The organism is Microtetraspora malaysiensis, assembly GCF_001528665.1.
GTDB lineage: Bacteria > Actinomycetota > Actinomycetes > Streptosporangiales > Streptosporangiaceae > Microtetraspora_A > Microtetraspora_A malaysiensis.
Window position 1 is genome coordinate 1 of sequence record NZ_BBYJ01000021.1, and the last position, 17,087, is coordinate 17,087.

The window sequence follows — 17,087 nt, forward strand, 5'->3', positions numbered from 1 at the left end:
CTGCCCGCCCTCGCGATGTCGTTGAACAACCTGGCGAATCGGTTGAGTGAGGTGGGGCGTCGGGAGGAGGGCCTGGCCACGATCCAACGTGCGGTCGAGGTGTATGAGCGGCTGGCCGAGGTGAATCCGGACGCCTACCTACCCGACCTCGCCTCTTCGTTGAACAACCTGTCGGTCCGGTTGGGTGAGGTGGGGCGTCGGGAGGAGGGCCTGGTCGTGAGCCAACGCGCCGCCGAGATACGTGAGCGGCTGGCCGAGACGAACCCGGACGCCTACCTGCCTGCCCTCGCGATGTCGTTGAACAACCTGTCGGTCCAGTTGGCTGGGGTGGGGCGTCGGGAGGAGGGCCTGGCCGCAGTCCAACGCGCCGCCGAGGCGTATGAGCGGCTGGCCGAGGCCAACCCAGACATCTACCTACCTGACCTGGCCAGAAGCAGTCTCGTCAAGGGAGTGATGCTGACCGAAACTGCAATCACAGACGAAGCGATCTGGTCGATCCTGCGAGGACTCGGCATCGCCCTAGAAAGGGAGCTTCCTGATCTCGTCAACGCTGGCGCCTCAGCCCTTCGAAGGGCGTATCAGCAGAAGCCGTCACAGACCGCGAAAGCATGGAGACATGCCACCTCGACCGAACCTCCAGATTGGATGACGGAGTGATCATCTAGATCATTCCGGAGGTTGTGGTCATCTCCTCGTCGGGCAGACGCCAGTCATGCCGGGCCGGACGCCTGGGGTCAAGACGTCGTTCGCGTGTACATGTGTCCCGGTGACCTTCCGGGCCTGCTGGTTGGCCTGCCCGCACTCGACGGCTTGACCTTGGGCGGCTGGTCTGGCATCCCTTCGTGGTGACCGATGAGGGGATGACCGCCCATCCACCCGCACTCTTTCCGGCTCATCTCCGAGGAGGGCCGGGGGTGCAGGGGGCGGAGCCCCTTGCGGTTCCTCCTAGGTTCCGTGAAGGCTTCGCCGCCTCGCCCTGGCCGTCGTTCTCGTTCCGGAGCGTTTCGCTCGTCTGCGGCGTCTCGTTTCGGCGTTTCTGGAGCGCGCGGGCGGCGACGGCCGGGACCGGCCGAAGAGCCGCATGCCCGGCCGGCTGGCCGACCGGCGCGCGTGCGGGCCGCCGTAGGCGGGCCGCTTTAAAGACGTAGAGAAAGTTCTCATCCGTCACTCGTGTACCTGACAGCCCTGGCCCGATGTCGGCGTTTGGCCTGCGCGGATGGTGGCTGATCGCTGGGTGCCCGTGCCTGTAGGCGGTTTCCTGTCCGTGCCTGTCTACGGCGATGGTGGTTCGGCCGCCGGGGAGGGCGTGAGCCTGCATCGCCGGTCCCTTCGCGTACGGGCATCTGCGCGTCCGCTCAACCACAAGGTGCCGGCGCTTCGCGGTGCACCATGAATAGGGCCGAGGCTTCGGGTTATCGCATCTGCCCCAACAGGATGCGCATCCATAGTTGCCGGGCGAGGGCAGGGCGTAGCCATTCGGTTTCGAGTACCGCGGTGCCGTCACTGGCGCGATATAGACGGCGTACGAAGATCAGTCCCCCGGCCTGGCAGAGTTCGTAGACGATCTTCTTGCATTCACAGGTGTGCTCGTGTACGCGGATGCGAGTGGCGCGGGAGAAGCACTCCTGCCACGCCACCTTCTCCCATCCGGCCTGCGGGGGCGCGGGGTGGATGCCGTGATAGGGGCCAGGCAGGTCGCTGGGGGACACGTCGTCGGCTCCTTGCTTTCAGGTGTTAGAGGTGCCTGCGCCCCCGCAGACAAACGAGTTGGGAAGAGGTCTGCGGGGGCGCGTGCCCGCCAATGAGAGGGAAGGTCACCATCAGCGGGCGTAGTCGGGGCCCTGTCCTCGCGGCCGTTGGGATCTGCATGCGGGTCGGGCCCGGAAGTGCTTGATGCGGGTGGCCAGCTCTTCGGCGGTGTCAGCGACGACCGTGATGCTGCGGCCGCGGAGGGCGAACCATCGGAGCGCGAACGGGTCATAAAGGAACGCCCAGGTGGGGTAGCGCTCGCGGAGAGTGTGTAGAGACCAACCCGTGTGCGCGGTGCTCATGCGTCCGACCGGGGTAACTCAACCCACACGGTTCGGCCGGTGGCGTCGCCTTTGACTCCCCAGGCCAGGGTCAGGGCGGAGACCAGGTCGAGTCCTCGGCCGCCTTCGCGGTTGGGAGTGGGTTCGCCGAACACGGTGGGTCCGCCCTGGTCTTCGATCTCCATGTAGATAGTGCCGTCGGGCTGTTGCTTGATGGTGGCGGTGAATGTTCCGCCTGCGTCTCCCGTTCGTGTGTGCTCGACGGCGTTCGTAGCGAGTTCGCTGACGATGAGTTCGGCGTCGGGATGGTTCGGAAGGTGTGCCCTGACGAAGCAGCGGGCCTCGCGCACCTGGTTTCTGTGTCCTGAGAAGGTTCGGTGCCACCTGGTAGCGCTCTCGCGGCTGCTTTGGCGCGGAATCATGAAGTTCACCTCGCGATCACGCAGGTCAGAAGGATGACTCTTGCAAGTGATACTTAAAGTACGTGTATAGTACTTCAAGTACAAGTCATTCGTGTACTTGCGCCGCACAATAAGTACTGATCTCGTAGGAGCTGCGATGGAGGAGGCTGCTCATGTTCGGTCTGGTGGTCCGATTCACCTGTAAGGACGAGGAGAGCGCTGCGGCGTTCGATCGGCTCGTAGAGACGACGATCGAGAAGATCCGGGACAGCGAACCGGGGACGCTGGTCTACGCGGCTCATCGAGTCGACGGCCAGCCGCTCCAACGGATCTTCTACGAGCTTTACCGAGACCGGTCGGCCTTCGATGCGCACGAGGAGCAGCAGCACACCAGGCGATTCCTGGCAGCTCGTGACGAACTCCTAGCGTCAGTCGAGGTCGACTGGCTGAACCTGCAAGCCAGCAAGGGAACAACAGGGTGAGCACCGAGTATCAAAGAGCGCTGGGGCGACGCATCGCGCAGGAACGAAAGCGGCGCGGTCTGTCCCAGCCGGAGTTGGCCCGGCTGATCGATCGGTCGGTGGCGTGGGTCTCCCAGGTAGAACGCGGAGTCCGGAAAGTCGACCGCATGTCGGTCTTGGAGAAGGTCGCCGAGGCCCTGGATGTGCCGCTGTCGGAGCTCGCTGCCGAAGCGCCGGTGGTCGCCGCCACAACCGAAGAGGTTCCGGGTACGGCTGGTCTGCGTCTCGTACTCTCGGGTGCTCACTCATTGCGCGCCATGCTGCATTCGGCGCCTGTACCGCCCACTGCGGAGATTAAGCCGCGGGTTGACCGGGCCTGGGAGCTGGCTCACGAAAGCCGCTACGTCGAGCTGGCCGACCTGCTTCGGGGCTTGGTGCCCGCTCTGGAAACTGCCGTCCGTTCGGCGCCCGATGAGCGGAAGGCAGAGCTGTTTGAGCTGCTTGCTACGACCTACCAGGCATGCTCAGCCGCGCTCGCAAAGCTGGGCGAGCCTGAGGCCGCATGGATCGCCGCCGACCGAGCGATCGTCGCGGCGGAGCGTGCAGGTGACCCGTTGATGATGGCGGCCGGCGCCTTCCGGCTTGGCTTCGTCTTCCTAGGGGCACGGCACTTCGACCAGGTAGAGGAAACCGCTCGGACGGCTTCCGAGGCTCTGTGGTTCCTTGTCGATCAGGGCAAGCCCGAGGCCATGTCGTTGTGGGGCGGTTTGACCTTGCAACGGGCCGTAGCCGCGTCCCGGCTGAATGCGGCAGATGCCGCGTACCAGCATCTCGCGCGCGCCCGCGAGATCGCTGAACGACTCGGAGGCGGACGCAACGACTTCAACACCGAGTTCGGCCCGGCCAACGTCGTGCTCCACGAAGTGGCTGTGGCGGTCGAGTTGGGGGACGCCGGTCATGCTCTCCGGGTCGGAGCGGCCGTGGATATCTCGACACTCTCACCCGAGCGGCGTGCTCGCCTCCAGGTCGACCTTGCCCGCGCGCATGCCCAGCGCCGACAGGTCGCGGAGGCCGTATCCGCGCTTCTGGAAGCCGAGGCGATCACTCCAGAGCAGATAAGGAACCACCGAATTACCCACCAACTTGTGTCCGATTTGTTGACCATGCAAGATCCGCCCTCGCCTGAGCTGCGGGAACTCGCCGACCGCGTAGGGGCGTAGAAAAAGTACGTGTCCTAATACTAAAAGTACTAGGCGAGACTACAAGTGCGATGTAGCGTCTGTGTTGACGCTGAAGCTCTCCTCAGCAGTAGGAGGCGACAGCTCAGCACAGACGCTCTTCGCGTTTCAGGGGTGGATGCAGGAGGACCGCTCCTGGAAGGCGGCAACACAGGCCACAAATGAAAGTGGCCTGAGCGGGAGGCCCGCCCAGGCCGGATGCGATAGCACCCTAGTTGGCACTTCGATGCTATCGCGTTCGGTTCCGATGGCGTGTGTTCTCCCTCGTCACTGGCGCCTGCACAGCAGGCAGACGAGAGGTGTATTCAGCATGCGCAACATCCCGATCCCCGTCGACGTCACCCGGCTTTCCGTCTCCGTCGCCAAGGCGGCCCGGCCGCGGCTGGTGAGCAAGGAGACCGGAGAGGTCAAGCGGGACCGCGACGGCAACGTCATGTACGAGGTCACCCTCATGGTTGAAGACGAGTTCGGCCGGATGGAACTCGTCAAGGTCAGCATCACCCCGGAACCGCAGGTCTCGGCAGGGGACGAGGTGATCCCGGTCGGCCTGGTCGGCTACGTCTGGGAGCAGGCGGGCCGGTGGGGCATCTCCTACCGCGCCCAGTCCTTCACCCCGGTCACGGCCGGTGCGGGGGTGAACTGATGCCCGACATCCCCCGGCCGATCCTGCTCGCCGCCGCTGCCCTGGTCGTCCTGCTGGCCTGGCGGCGGTGGGCGCCGGTCTCGTACTGGTACCTGCTGGTCTTCCCACGCAAAGCGGTCTGGCTGCGCTGGTCCTGGCGGCACGTCGCCTCCGGCTGCGGGCTCACCAAAAAGCGGCACCGCTGGTGGTTCACCACCGTCCCCGGCCTGGTCGCCTCGACCGGCATCATCCGGGTCAAGCGGCGCTTCCAGCGGGTCGCGGTCGACACCAAGCCGTGGATGGGCCTGCCCCGCCCGGTCCGGCACGGCTTCCGCATCACCTTCCACCTGCTGGACGGGCAGATCCCCGACGACTACGCCAAGATCTGCGACCGGCTGGCGCACGCCTGGCGGATCGAAGCGGTCCGCGTCGTCGGCTCCCGGCCCGGCCGGGTCACCGTGCAGGGGATCAACCGCGACCCTTTAGCGCACGTCGCCCCCGCCCTGCCTCCCGCTGAACCGGCGGACGGCTGGCGGGCCGAGGATCTCCTACGGCCGGTGGTGGGGGTGCTGGAGACGGGCGCAGCCTGGCGGATGGACCTGCGGCTGATCCCGCACTGGATGAACGCGGGAGCGACGCAGTCCGGCAAGTCCAACCTGATCAACGCGCTCATCGTCGGCCTGGCGCCGCAACCGGTCGCCCTGGTCGGGTTCGACCTCAAAGGCGGGGTGGAGCTGTCCCCGTACGCGCAACGGTTGACCGCCTTGGCGACGACGCGCGGTGAGTGCCTGGAGCTGCTGGCCGACCTGATCGCGGTCATGGGCGCGCGGATGCTGGCTTGCCGCCGGTACGGGGTGCGTGACATCTGGCAGCTCCCCGATGGCGCGCGGCCGATCCCGGTCGTGCTCCTGGTGGACGAGGTGGCCGAGCTGTTCCTGACCGCCGACAGGGCCGAAAAGGAGCAGGTCACCCAGACGGCTACCGCACTGTTGCGGATCGCTCAGCTCGGGCGGGCGTTCGGCATCCATCTCGTGCTGTCGGGCCAGCGGATCGGCTCCGACCTCGGCCCGGGAGTGACCGCGCTGCGGGCGCAGATCGGCGGCCGGGTCTGCCACCGCGTGAATGATCCGGAAACCGCGGTGATGACGCTCGGGGATCTCGACCCTGACGCGCTGGTTGCCGCTCGGTCGATCCCGCCGGAGCTGCCTGGCGTCGCCGTGGTCACCGGGAGCGATGGCCGCTGGTACCGCGCCCGATCTGGCTACGTCTCCACCTCGGCGGCGGAGCAGGCCGCCGAGACCTTCGCCATCGTGACGCCGTCGTGGTCGCAGGTCGCCGCCTCTGGCCTGGGCCACGAGCTTCCCGCCAATGGCAGTCCCGAACTCGCCGCCTGACAACCGGCCTGTGGCATGAAAGGAGAACGCCAGATGGGTGCGATGCTGTCCCGCCTCGGGGGTCGGGTGGTCGACTCCGGGCCGGTCGTCGTCCTGGCCGCGATCGCAGGGGCCGGCAGTTTCACCCACATCCGCGACACTGCCGCCGCGAGCGGACAGAGCGGCTGGATGGCCTGGGCGGTGGCGGTCTGCGTCGACCTCACCTGCGTGATGGCCGCTCGGGAACGTCAGCGGGACAAGAAAACCGGACGCGCCCGGCGGGGCTGGGTGTCGTGGCCGACGCTCGTCCTCGTTGCCGGTGTCGTCCTGTCCCTTGCCGCCAACCTCCACCAGGCCGAACCCACCGCGTGGGGATGGCTGACCGCGGCGACTCCTGCCGGGGCGTTCCTGGTGGCGGTCTCGATGCTGGAGCGGCGGGCCTCCGGCCCTCATCCAGAGCCGTCCCCGGCCGTCGTCCCGGCGTCCTCGCCGGTCAGCACCTCGCCGTCCGCGTCTGTTGCCCTCGCCGTCCTCGACGGCCCTGCATCGTCCTCGGTCGATGGCGGGCCGTCCTCCGTCCCGGCTCTCGTCCCTACCGACGAGGACGAACAGGACGACGGCCCTGGGCCGTCCCCGGCGCTCGTCGACTACGCCCGGCGGGTGGCCGACGAACACCACTCCAAGCACGGCAAGCCGATCACCAGTGACCTACTCCGCGCCCGCCTGGGCGTGTCCAACCAACTCGCCTCAGACCTGGTCCGCACCCTGCGCACCGCATCCGACGCCTTCTGAAAGGGACTCGCCATGACCACCGGACCGGACCAGAACCTGACCGTGATCCGGTACCGCTGCTGTACCTGCAACGGAATCGGCGTCGACAGCCTCAACAACACCTGCGTTGACTGCGACGGCTCCGGAATCGACAGCCACGGCGCATAGCCGCAGCGCCCCCGGCGTGACCGCACAACCGCCAAGAAGTCCGTCACGTCGGGGGCCATCCCGAACCGAACCGCAAAGCCCGGAAGGGACGCACCCCATCATGCCAACCACCCATGCCATGGCCGGACTCATCGCCCGGCTCCACGACCCGCAATACGCCCGCTGGGCCTCGCAGATCCGCCGTACCGGCGGCTGCCGACAGCCCGTCCACCTGCGCGGCAAGGTCGAACACATCGACCGCGCCACCGGCGAACTCCTCCACCGCTACAGCACCCACCTCGAACCGAACGGCGTCCTCCGCGTCGCGTGCAAGACCCGCCGCGCCTCCCGCTGCCCGTCCTGCGCCGAGACCTACCGGGCCGACACCTACCAACTCGTCCGCGCTGGCCTGGTGGGCGGGAAAGGCGTCCCGGAGACGGTGACCGCTCACCCGTGCCTGTTCGTCACCCTCACCGCCCCTTCCTTCGGTGTCGTCCACACCAGGGCGGAGAAGAACGGCAAGGTCCTCCCGTGCCACGCCCGCCGCAACGCCCAGACGTGCCCGCACGGCGTGGTCATGTCCTGCACCGCCCGGCACGGGACCGACGACCCTTGCCTTGGTGAGCCGCTGTGCCCGGACTGCTACGACTACGCCGGATCGGTGCTCTTCAACGCCACCGCCCCCGAGCTGTGGCGACGGTTCACCGAAGCCCTTCGCCGGCGCTTCGCCCGAACCTCCGGCCTCACCTTGAAAGAGCTACGGGAACAGCTCGTCATCTCCTTCGCCAAAGTCGCCGAATACCAACGCCGTGGCGTCGTCCACTTCCACGCCGTGATCCGCCTCGACGGCCCCGACGGACCCAACTCGCCCCCTCCCGCCTGGGCGACCGCCGACGCCCTGGCCGACGCCGTACAGCACGCCGCCTCCGCCGTCACCGTCACCACCCCCGCCGTGGCCGAGGAACCGTCCCGGGTCCTGCTTTGGGGCGCGCAGCTCGACGTGCGCGAGATCACCATGAGCGGCGAACTCACCGAACAGGCCGTAGCGGCGTACATCGCCAAGTACGCCACCAAGGCCGCCGAATGCGTCGGCACTCTGGACCGGCGCATCCAGCTTCTCGACGACCTGGCCGCGCTGCCCGTACGCGAGCACGCCCGGCGGCTCATCGCCGAGTGTCTACGCCTGGGTGCCTTGGAAGAGTTGGCCGATCTGCGGCTGATCCAGTGGGCGCACATGCTCGGCTTCCGCGGTCACTTCTCCACCAAGTCCCGCCGTTACTCGACCACCCTGGGCGCGCTGCGTGCCGCTCGGGCCGACCACATGCGCGGCGAGGAGATCACCACGGGACGGCTCCCGCTCTTCGAGGAAGACACCGTCCTCGTCCTCGCGCACTGGGAGTACGCCGGACAGGGCCTCTCCGCGGGAGACACCCTCCTCGCCGCCGCCCTCACCGGAACTCCGCTGTCCGCCCATATCTCGACGGAGGTGAATCATGAACCGGCTCCTGCTCACGGTCACTGAGGCCGCCGAAGCGCTGGCAATCTCGCGGGCCAAGCTCTACCAGCTCATCGCCTCCGGCGCGGTCGTCTCAGTCCGTATCGATGGTGCTCGCCGTGTTCCTGTCGCCGCGCTCACCGACTACATCGCCCGACTCGCAGCCAAGGAGGCAGCGTGAGCAAGACCGTTGCGGCTACCCCCGATCCAGAGAACGGCAGCAAACAGGGGCCGAAGTCATCCAAGCTCCGAGACGGCGTAATGAAACGTGGCACGACGTGGTACTACGTGATCCGCGTCAAGGACCCGGAGACGGGCGAGAGTAAACCCAAGTGGGTCGGCGGCTTCGCCACGGAGGATGACGCCAAGGCGGCGCGTGATGAGGCGCGCGTCAAAGCTCGGCGGGGTGAGTACGTCGACCGGAAGGCGATCACCGTGGGGGAGTACCTCGATGAATGGATCGAGGCTCACGCGGTCGAGATCAAGCCCAAGACGCTCAAGGACTACCGGGACATCATCAACCGGTACGTCAAACCGCACATCGGCGGTCAGAAGCTCCAAGCGGTTCGTCCAGCCACGATCACCAAGCTGTACCGCGACCTCATGGCGGGAGGCGGGAAGAACGGGCGCAAGCTCTCGGCCCGGACGATCGACTATGTTCACGCCGTTCTTCGGAAGGCATTCCGGGATGCGGTCGAGATTGACCAGGTGCTCCCGTCGAACCCGGTCGAACGGGCCAAGCGGCCCCGCCGTACGCCTACCGAACCCGGCACTGTGTGGAACCCCGAACAACTTCGGGCCTTCCTTGCGATAGCCCGTCGACACAGGCTGTTCGCCTTCTTCCACCTGGCGGCCTACACCGGCGCTCGCCGTGGCGAACTGCTCAACCTCCGGTGGTCCTCGGTCGATCTGGACACCTGTGAGATCACCATCACCGGCTCGGCTGCCTTCATCGATGGGGAGCGGATCGAGGGGACGACGAAGACGGGCCGCACGCGCGTGGTGTCGATCGATCCGGGAACTGTGGCGGTCCTTAAGGAACACCGGAAGAAACAGGCTGCGGACAAGCTTCTTGCCGGTAATGAATGGCGTGGTGCCGATGATCACGTGTTCACGACGGGATGGGGTGACCCGATCCACCCCGACACGGTGTCATCGCTCATGCCGATCCTGATCAAGAGCCACAACGCTCCCAAGGATGGCCCCGAGCCGGTTGAGCCGCTCCCTCGCGCGCGGCTTCACGACCTCCGACACATGCACGCGACCACGCTCCTTCTGGCAGGCGTTCCCGTGCACGTTGTCGCGGCCCGCCTCGGCCACGTCGACCCGTCGATCACGCTCCGGGTCTACGCCCATGTGATCCGCGCCGCGGAAGCCTCCGCCGCCGATATCTTCGCCAGGGCAATGGGTCAGTAGCTCCGGCTCGTCCCCGCCCGCGCTGGGACACGATCCGCCAACGGCTTCCCGATCTTCTCCCCGGCTACCACACCGGCCCGGCATCGTGGCAGACATGCCGCGTCTCCCCCGCCTGGCACGTTTGCCCTGGCTTCGTCGCATGTCACATCAGGACGACCGCCCCGAGCCGAGGCCGGTCAAGCTGCTGCACATCGGCGCCGCCTTGACCCTCACCCTGGCCGTCGCCACGCTTCTCGCTGGTGGACTGCTGGCAGGCGCCCTGGCCTGGCTCGGCCTGCCGTCCAAGCTCACCCTCGACACCGGCAGCCTGCTTGAGATCATCAAGATTTCCCTCGCCGTGGTAGGAGGCATCGGCGGTGCCGTCGCCCTGGTCGTCGCCTACCGCAAGCAGCGCCTCGCTGAGGAGGACAACCACCGCGCCCGGGAGCAGAATCAGCGCGCCCGGGAGGCCGCCCGGCGCGAAGACACCAAGCTGTACGCCGAACGCTTCGACAAGGCCACCGACAAACTCGGTTCCGGCGCCCCCGCGATCCGCCTGGCCGGCGTCCACGCCCTGGCCGCCCTCGCAGACGACTGGGACGGCGGCCGCCAGATGTGCATCGACGTGCTGTGCGCCTACCTGCGCATGCCGCCCGAACCCGAACCCGACACCGAGGACGACCCGGGCGCACATGGGTCCTGGCGCGCGATGAGCGAGGTGCGCGCCACGATCATCCGTCTCATCGCCACCCACCTACGCGAGAGCGCCCCCATCTCCTGGAGCGGAGCCGACCTGGACTTCACCGGGGTCGTCTTCGACACCGGCGCCGACTTCACCGGCGCGGTGTTCTCCGGCGGCACGGTCATGTTCCGCAACGCGGTGTTCTCCGACGGTGAGGTCTCGTTCGACGAGGCGATGTTCTCCGGTGGCAACGTTTGGTTCGGCGGCGCGGTGTTCTCTGGCGGCACGGTCTGGTTCAGCGGCGCGGTGTTCTCCGGTGGCAACGTTTGGTTCCGCGGCGCGGTGTTCTCTGGCGGCACGGTCTGGTTCAGCGGCGCGGTGTTCTCCGGCGGCCGGGTCTCGTTCGACTTCGCGGTGTTCTCCGGCGGCACGGTCTGGTTCCGCAGGGCAGCGTTCTCCGGCGGCCAGGTCGCGTTCGGCGCCGCGGAGTTCTCCGGCGGTCAAGTCTCGTTCGACCGCGCGGTGTTCTCCGGCAGCCAGGTCGACTTCACCCGGGTAGCCGACTGGTCCCATCCCCCTATCGATCTTCCCGCCCAGGCTCCTGGGCTAGATCTGCCACCCCAGCCCGTCTCACATGCCGTCGCTCAATCGGCCGAAGAGGACACCGAGCAGACCAAGACAGGGGACGGAGCGGGGAGCCCGGAGCCGATGCCGTAGGCCGTCTTCGACACCTGTAGTGCCGTGAGCCAGGACAAGAGAAGAGCACATGCGTCTACCCCTCGGCTCGCGAGGACCTGAGCAGCGGAGCCGCGGCTGTTGAGATCTTCACCGAGGCAATCGGGACGGAGTGGAGCGCTGGGAGTCACCCTGTTAGCAAGGGTGTTAGCAAACGGCCTGGATGATCTAGAAAGCAAGAAGGCCCGTTCCCAGGTTTTCCCTGGTGGCGGGCCTTCTCTGTCTGGCGCGGCCGGGAGGACTCGAACCCCCAACCTTCTGATCCGTAGTCAGATGCTCTATCCATTGAGCTACGGCCGCTCGCTGACTTGAGTAAGCATAGCGGGTTCTGCGCCGTGCTCCGAACCGGATTTGCGGCGTGCCGCCCCGAGGTAGTCGCCGACCACCGCCTTATCTCGTCGTGGTGCCGCACGGGAGGGGTGCTATCCCTGGTCGCTGGCCTGTGAGGTGGGGCGACGAGGGCGACGGACGGTGGGAAAGCAGATCCGGACACGAGCTGCGAGAGGCGGCGCCAGGGAGGGCTGGGCGATGGTGCGGCCGAAGGGTCTTCCTGCGCCGCCGCAGCGCCGCGAAGGGCGGCGTACGCGTGGAACGCGGGCCGGCTCTGCGGCTCCCGGATGGGCGGGCGGAGTGCAGGAGGCGGTCAGGTTGGGATGGAGACCCCGACGCCGCCTCGGGTCTGCGCGCCGTACCGCTCCAGCTCCTTGGCGAGGTCCAGCGGCTTGGTGCGCGCCCGGCCCGCGAGGGTCTCGTCGTCGATCAGGTCGAGCGGGACCAGCCAGGAGACCTCGAACTCCAGCCCGTCGGGATCCTTGGCGTACAGGGCCTTGGTGGTGGAGTGGTCGGACGCGCCGACCAGGGAGTCCAGATCGCTCAGCTTGACCGCGATGCGCTGCAGCTCGGCGAGGGTGTCGACCTCCCATGCGAGGTGGTAGAGCCCGACGGCCGACCGGCCCGCCGGGGACGGTCCCGCCTGCGGGCCGAGCTCGAAGAGTCCGAGGTCGTGATCGTTCGTCGAACCTGAGGCCTGGAGGAACGCCGCCCCGGGGCCGCTCATGACGACCCGGAAGCCGAGTGCCTCCTGGTAGAACGCGACGCTCGCCGAAACGTCCCTGACGAACAGCACCGCGTGGTTGAGCCGCTGGATCGGCATGGCCCCTCCTTAATTAATTGAACTCTCAATCATTCTACGCGACGCGGCGTTCTCGGAAACTGTCGGTGGGAGGCCGTACGGTGGCCTGCGGACTGGTGCCGACGGAGGGGGCGTTTGATGATCGCTGACCGGGTCACCCAGGAGCGCGAGGCCAACCTGACCCTGTTCCGGGTCGTTCACGAAGTGGCCGTGCACCATGGCGGGCGGCCGTTCCATGAGGTGCTTCCCATCCTCCGAAGGGCCCTTCCCCCCGTCCCCGGGTTGGACGAGCCGGAGGTCCGCCGCATCGCCGAGGAGATCGCCGTCGGGCGCGACCCCTCGGGGTTGTGAGCTCCGCGGACGGGAGGGGTGTGTCGCGCTCCCGTCCTCGGGCGACGGTGCGCCGTCTTCCCTGCGGAGCACCTCACCATGCGGTGGGGTGCCGCCGTGGCGAACTCCTTCGTCAGGCGTTCAGGAGGCCGGCGGGGTCGGCGATGATCTGATGGATCACCTGCCCGGCCGCGCCCAAAGGCGCCGCCTCGGTGCCCAGCCGGGACACCTCGACGGATGGCACGACCTCGCGCATCTCGCCGAGGCGGGCGGTCAGCGTCTCCGTCACCGCGCCGCCGATCCACGGGAAGAGCGGCGCGTAGATCCCGCCGAGCACGATCCGTTCCGGATCGACGAGATTGACGGCCGAGGTGAGGGCGATGCCGAGCGCCCATCCCGCACGCTCGCAGGCGGCCAGCGCGTCACTGTCGCTCGCTTCGAGCCGTCGGAGGAGCTCGGCGATCCCCGTCCCGGGGTGGCCCGGCGTGCTTGGGGTGTCCGCAACGGCCGGTGCCGGGCAGCCGGGGTCCGGGCGCCGGCCGGGTCCCTGCTCGGGCCCGGAAGGGGGCGGCGGGGAGGCCGGGAGCCGGGTGGCGTCCTGCCCCGGGCCGGAGGACGGCGCCGAGGGGGCGAGACCGGCGGCGGACAGGAGGGCGTCCTGGCCGGCGTACCTTTCGAGGCATCCCTGCCCTCCGCAGTGGCAGGGCGGGCCGCCGGGTGAGACGACCACGTGCCCGAGCTCTCCGGCGAAACCGCGGAATCCCCGGAAGAGCTCGCCCCGCACGACGAGGCCCGCGCCGACGCCGATCTCGCCGGACACGTGAAGGAAGTCCCGGTGTCCGGCGCCGAACCAGAGTTCGCCCAACGCCGCGAGGTTGGCCTCGTTGTCCACCCGGATCGGGAACGGCATCCGCAGCAGCGAGAGCAGCGGCACATCGCGCCATCCCAGGTTGGGCGCCCGGCGGACGGTGCCGGTCGTCAGGTCCACCGTCCCGGGGACGGCGAGCACTCCACCCACAACTCTGAGCCCGATGTCCACAGCTTCGTCCACAGCCGAAAGCGCCAGATGCTGCAGGTTCGCGATGACATCCCCAGGCGATGCCAGGCGGTTGTCCACAGGCCGTGCACGGCGGAGCCGTACCGACCGGGAGAGGTCCACGACGTGCGCGGCGAGGTAGTCGACGTTGATCTCCAAGCCGATCGCGGCGACGCTCAGGCCGCTGACCTGTACCTCCATGCCGGGGCGGCCGCGCTCGCCCGCTCGCACGATGCCGGTTTCGACCACGAGTCCGGCCTCGATCAGGTCGGCGATCAGTTTCGACACCGTGGTCTTGGCGAGTCCGGTGATCTCGGCCAGCGCGGCGCGCGTCACCGAGCCGCGCGCGCTGACCTCGCCGAGGACGAGTGCCAGGTTGCGCGCGCGCATCGCGTCATGCCGGACCGCCTGAGTCATCGCACCTCTCGTTCTGCTGGGCGGGCGAACCAATCTTGGCCCGTCCGCGCGTGCGGGCCGGCCGTCGCGGCCTCGCCGCCCGCCGCATGACCATCGTGACTCGCCCAGGCTGGGCGCGTCGTCGCAGCCCCGGCCCGCGCGCCCCTCACGTACGCGGCCGGTCCGCCGCGTGGGCTCACCGTTAGGGGCGGCGGCTCTTGACCTGCCGCCTCGCCGTCCGGATATTTAGTCCATAACCAAGACTAATTCGGAGGAGTCACGTGTACACACCCACCCCCGAAGACCGTTTCACCTTCGGCCTGTGGACCGTCGGCTGGCAGGCCCGCGACCCGTTCGGCGACGCGACCAGGGCCCCGCTCGACCCGGTCGAGAGCGTTCACCGGCTGGCCGAGCTCGGTGCGTTCGGTGTGACCTTCCACGACGACGACCTGCTCGCCGTCGAGCCGGACCGGGAGCGGGCGATCGCGAACTTCCGGCGGGCGCTGGACGAGACCGGGCTCAAGGTGCCGATGGCCACGACCAACCTGTTCACCCACCCCGTGTTCAAGGACGGCGCCTTCACCAGCAACGACCGCGACGTCCGCAGGTACGCCCTCCGGAAGGTCATCCGCAACATCGACCTCGCCGCCGAGCTGGGCGCGACGACGTACGTCTGCTGGGGCGGCCGTGAGGGAGCGGAGTCCGAGGCCGCGAAGGACGTCCGGGCCGCGCTCGACCGCTACAAGGAAGCCCTGGACCTGCTCTGCCAGTATGTGATCGACAAGGGCTACGACATCAGGTTCGCGATCGAGCCCAAGCCCAACGAGCCGCGCGGGGACATCCTGCTGCCGACGATCGGACACGCTCTCGCCTTCATCAACGAACTGGAGCACTCGGAGCGGGTCGGCCTCAACCCCGAGGTGGGCCACGAGCAGATGGCCGGGATGAACTTCGCGCACGGCATCGCCCAGGCGCTGTGGCACGGCAAGTTGTTCCACCTCGACCTGAACGGCCAGCACGGGCCGAAGTACGACCAGGACCTGATCTTCGGACACGGCGACGTGAAGAACGCGTTCTTCCTCGTCGATCTGCTGGAGCACGGCGGTTACGACGGCCCACGGCACTTCGACTACAAGCCGCTGCGCACCGAGGACGCGGCGGACGTGTGGGACTCGGCGGCGGCCAACATGCGGACCTACCTCATCCTCAAGGCGAAGGCCGCTGCGTTCCGGGCCGACCCGGAGGTCCAGGAGGCGCTGGCGAACTCCCGGGTGACCGAGTTGGCGCGGCCGACCCTGGAGCCCGGTGAGACGTACGAGGACCTGGCCGGGGACGAGTTCGACCCGGACAAGGCGGCCGAGCGTGGGTTCCACTTCACCCGGCTCAACCAGCTCGCCCTGGAGCACCTTCTCGGGGTGCGCGGGTGAGTGGAGCGCTTGTCGCCGGCGTCGACTCCTCGACGCAGAGCTGCAAGGTCGTGATCAGGGACGCCCGGTCGGGCGCCCTGGTCCGCCAGGGCCGCGCGGCGCACCCCGAGGGCACCGAGGTCCACCCCGAGCGCTGGTGGGCCGCGCTCCAGGAGGCGATCGAGCGGGCCGGCGGCCTGGACGGCGTCGCCGCGATGAGCGTGGCGGGCCAGCAGCACGGCATGGTCTGCCTGGACGAGTCGGGAGATGTCGTACGGCCCGCGCTGCTGTGGAACGACACCCGCTCGGCGGGGGCCGCCCGGGACCTGGTCGATGAGCTGGGCGGCCCGGCGCGGTGGGCCGAGGCCGTCGGCAGCGTGCCCGTGGCGGCGTTCACGGTGGCCAAGCTCCGCTGGCTGGCCGAACACGAGCCGGACAACGCGCGGCGCACCGCCCGGGTGTGCCTGCCGCACGACTGGCTCACCTGGCGGCTCGCGGGCGCGTCCGGCGAGATCACGACCGATCGCGGCGACGCGTCAGGGACCGGCTACTGGTCGCCCGCCACCGGCGCGTACCGTACCGACCTCCTGGAGCGGGCCCTCGGCGCGACGCCGGAGCTGCCCCGCGTCCTCGCGCCCGCCGAGCAGGCCGGAACCCTCGCCCCGGCCCTCGGCGACAGTACGGCACGGCTCGCGCCCGGCACGGGGGACAACATGGCGGCGGCCCTCGGCGTGGGGGCGCGGCCGGGCGACGTCGTGGTGTCGATCGGCACGTCCGGCACGGCTTTCGCGGTCGCGGACACCCCGTCGAGCGACCCGAGCGGCGCGGTCGCGGGCTTCGCCGACGCCACCGGCCGGTTCCTGCCGCTGGTCTGCACGTTGAACGCGGCGCGCGTGCTCGACGCCGCCGCCCGCCTGCTGCGGGTCACCCGCGAGGAGCTCGACGAGCTCGCGTTGCAGGGCCCCCCGGGGGCGGGCGGTCTGGTGCTGGTGCCCTACCTGGAGGGGGAGCGCACGCCCAACCTGCCGGAGGCGACCGGCTCGCTGCGCGGCCTGACGCTCGCCACCGCGACTCCGGCGCACCTGGCGCGGGCGGCGGTGGAGGGCATGCTGTGCGGGCTGGCCGACGCGCTCGACGCGCTCGGCCTGGAGCCCCGGCGGGTGCTGCTGATCGGCGGCGGAGCCCGCTCCGAGGCCGTACGGCGGATCGCGCCCACGGTCTTCGGCCATCCGGTGCTGGTGCCCGAACCGGGGGAGTACGTGGCCGACGGGGCGGCGCGGCAGGCGGCCTGGCTGCTCGCGGGCGGGCCGGAGCCTCCGGAGTGGGCGGCGGGCGAACCGGTCCGCTACGAGGGGCCGCCCACGCCCGGCCTGCGCGAACGCTACGCCGAAGCCGCGGCGACCGCCTCGGCCACGGCCCAGGTCTGACCCCGATCCC

The 17,087-nt window shown here is 68.8% G+C and carries 19 protein-coding genes and 1 tRNA gene; 14 read left to right on the forward strand and 6 right to left on the reverse strand.

Annotated features, from left to right (window positions below; genetic code table 11):
- Positions 1–657 (forward strand): tetratricopeptide repeat protein (locus AWQ71_RS26250; protein ID WP_157570582.1); only part of this gene is annotated, 657 nt, incomplete at its 5' end.
- 755 nt (positions 658–1,412) lie between these two features.
- Here the strand turns inward: AWQ71_RS26250 and AWQ71_RS26255 are convergent.
- From AWQ71_RS26255 to AWQ71_RS26260, 3 genes are all read right to left on the reverse strand, one after another.
- Complete coding sequence (locus AWQ71_RS26255; protein ID WP_067137733.1) at positions 1,413–1,709, reverse strand: hypothetical protein; 297 nt, start codon at positions 1,707–1,709, stop codon at positions 1,413–1,415.
- Positions 1,710–1,820: 111 nt separating this feature from the next.
- Positions 1,821–2,051, reverse strand: a complete 231-nt coding sequence (locus AWQ71_RS41960; protein WP_157570583.1) for a hypothetical protein — start codon at positions 2,049–2,051, stop codon at positions 1,821–1,823.
- On the reverse strand, positions 2,048–2,452 hold the full coding sequence (locus AWQ71_RS26260; protein WP_067137955.1) for an ATP-binding protein: 405 nt from the start codon (positions 2,450–2,452) through the stop codon (positions 2,048–2,050). Before AWQ71_RS26260 ends, AWQ71_RS41960 begins: the two co-directional genes overlap by 4 nt.
- 152 nt (positions 2,453–2,604) lie before the next feature.
- Between AWQ71_RS26260 and AWQ71_RS26265 the strand changes: the two genes are divergently transcribed.
- The 10 genes from AWQ71_RS26265 to AWQ71_RS26305 all read left to right on the forward strand — a co-directional run bounded on the left by AWQ71_RS26265 (position 2,605) and on the right by AWQ71_RS26305 (position 11,332).
- Positions 2,605–2,913, forward strand: a complete 309-nt coding sequence (locus AWQ71_RS26265) for a putative quinol monooxygenase (protein WP_067137734.1) — start codon at positions 2,605–2,607, stop codon at positions 2,911–2,913.
- Complete coding sequence (locus AWQ71_RS26270; RefSeq protein ID WP_067137736.1) at positions 2,910–4,112, forward strand: helix-turn-helix domain-containing protein; 1,203 nt, start codon at positions 2,910–2,912, stop codon at positions 4,110–4,112. Before AWQ71_RS26265 ends, AWQ71_RS26270 begins: the two co-directional genes overlap by 4 nt.
- Positions 4,113–4,440: 328 nt before the next feature.
- A complete protein-coding gene (locus AWQ71_RS42765) occupies positions 4,441–4,773 on the forward strand; it encodes an SCO3933 family regulatory protein (RefSeq protein ID WP_067137738.1) in 333 nt (110 codons plus the stop codon).
- Positions 4,773–6,146 carry an FtsK/SpoIIIE domain-containing protein gene (locus tag AWQ71_RS26280; RefSeq protein WP_067137740.1) on the forward strand — a complete coding sequence of 458 codons (1,374 nt, stop codon included), beginning with the start codon at positions 4,773–4,775 and terminating at the stop codon, positions 6,144–6,146. Before AWQ71_RS42765 ends, AWQ71_RS26280 begins: the two co-directional genes overlap by 1 nt.
- A 33-nt stretch (positions 6,147–6,179) precedes the next feature.
- Positions 6,180–6,917, forward strand: a complete 738-nt coding sequence (locus AWQ71_RS26285; RefSeq protein WP_067137742.1) for a DUF2637 domain-containing protein — start codon at positions 6,180–6,182, stop codon at positions 6,915–6,917.
- A 12-nt stretch (positions 6,918–6,929) separates the two neighbouring features.
- Complete coding sequence (locus AWQ71_RS44470) at positions 6,930–7,064, forward strand: hypothetical protein (RefSeq protein WP_281196254.1); 135 nt, start codon at positions 6,930–6,932, stop codon at positions 7,062–7,064.
- A 100-nt stretch (positions 7,065–7,164) separates the two neighbouring features.
- Entirely contained in the window at positions 7,165–8,565 is a 1,401-nt protein-coding gene (locus AWQ71_RS26290) for a replication initiator (RefSeq protein ID WP_067137744.1), read from the forward strand.
- On the forward strand, positions 8,537–8,719 hold the full coding sequence (locus tag AWQ71_RS26295) for a helix-turn-helix domain-containing protein (RefSeq protein WP_067137746.1): 183 nt from the start codon (positions 8,537–8,539) through the stop codon (positions 8,717–8,719). Before AWQ71_RS26290 ends, AWQ71_RS26295 begins: the two co-directional genes overlap by 29 nt.
- Positions 8,716–9,954 (forward strand): site-specific integrase, encoded by a 1,239-nt coding sequence (locus AWQ71_RS26300; RefSeq protein ID WP_245658470.1) that lies wholly within the window; start codon positions 8,716–8,718, stop codon positions 9,952–9,954. Before AWQ71_RS26295 ends, AWQ71_RS26300 begins: the two co-directional genes overlap by 4 nt.
- Positions 9,955–10,093: 139 nt before the next feature.
- Entirely contained in the window at positions 10,094–11,332 is a 1,239-nt protein-coding gene (locus AWQ71_RS26305; RefSeq protein ID WP_067137748.1) for a pentapeptide repeat-containing protein, read from the forward strand.
- A 242-nt stretch (positions 11,333–11,574) separates the two neighbouring features.
- On the opposite strand, the gene AWQ71_RS26310 is transcribed toward AWQ71_RS26305, so the two are convergent.
- Both AWQ71_RS26310 and AWQ71_RS26315 read right to left on the reverse strand, forming a co-directional pair.
- Positions 11,575–11,650, reverse strand: a tRNA-Arg gene (locus AWQ71_RS26310).
- A 343-nt stretch (positions 11,651–11,993) separates the two neighbouring features.
- Positions 11,994–12,503, reverse strand: a complete 510-nt coding sequence (locus AWQ71_RS26315) for a VOC family protein (protein WP_067137750.1) — start codon at positions 12,501–12,503, stop codon at positions 11,994–11,996.
- Between the two features lie 117 nt (positions 12,504–12,620).
- Between AWQ71_RS26315 and AWQ71_RS26320 the strand changes: the two genes are divergently transcribed.
- Entirely contained in the window at positions 12,621–12,833 is a 213-nt protein-coding gene (locus tag AWQ71_RS26320) for a hypothetical protein (protein WP_067137957.1), read from the forward strand.
- 112 nt (positions 12,834–12,945) lie between these two features.
- Here AWQ71_RS26320 and AWQ71_RS26325 read toward each other — a convergent pair whose 3' ends face one another.
- On the reverse strand, positions 12,946–14,265 hold the full coding sequence (locus tag AWQ71_RS26325) for an ROK family transcriptional regulator (RefSeq protein WP_067137752.1): 1,320 nt from the start codon (positions 14,263–14,265) through the stop codon (positions 12,946–12,948).
- Positions 14,266–14,525: 260 nt separating this feature from the next.
- Between AWQ71_RS26325 and xylA the strand changes: the two genes are divergently transcribed.
- Positions 14,526–15,671 carry a xylose isomerase gene (gene xylA, locus AWQ71_RS26330; protein WP_067137754.1) on the forward strand — a complete coding sequence of 382 codons (1,146 nt, stop codon included), beginning with the start codon at positions 14,526–14,528 and terminating at the stop codon, positions 15,669–15,671.
- The gene (gene xylB / locus AWQ71_RS26335; RefSeq protein ID WP_067137756.1) at positions 15,668–17,077 is read left to right on the forward strand and encodes a xylulokinase; all 1,410 of its coding nucleotides are present in this window, start codon (positions 15,668–15,670) and stop codon (positions 17,075–17,077) included. Before xylA ends, xylB begins: the two co-directional genes overlap by 4 nt.
- Positions 17,078–17,087 lie beyond the last annotated feature (10 nt).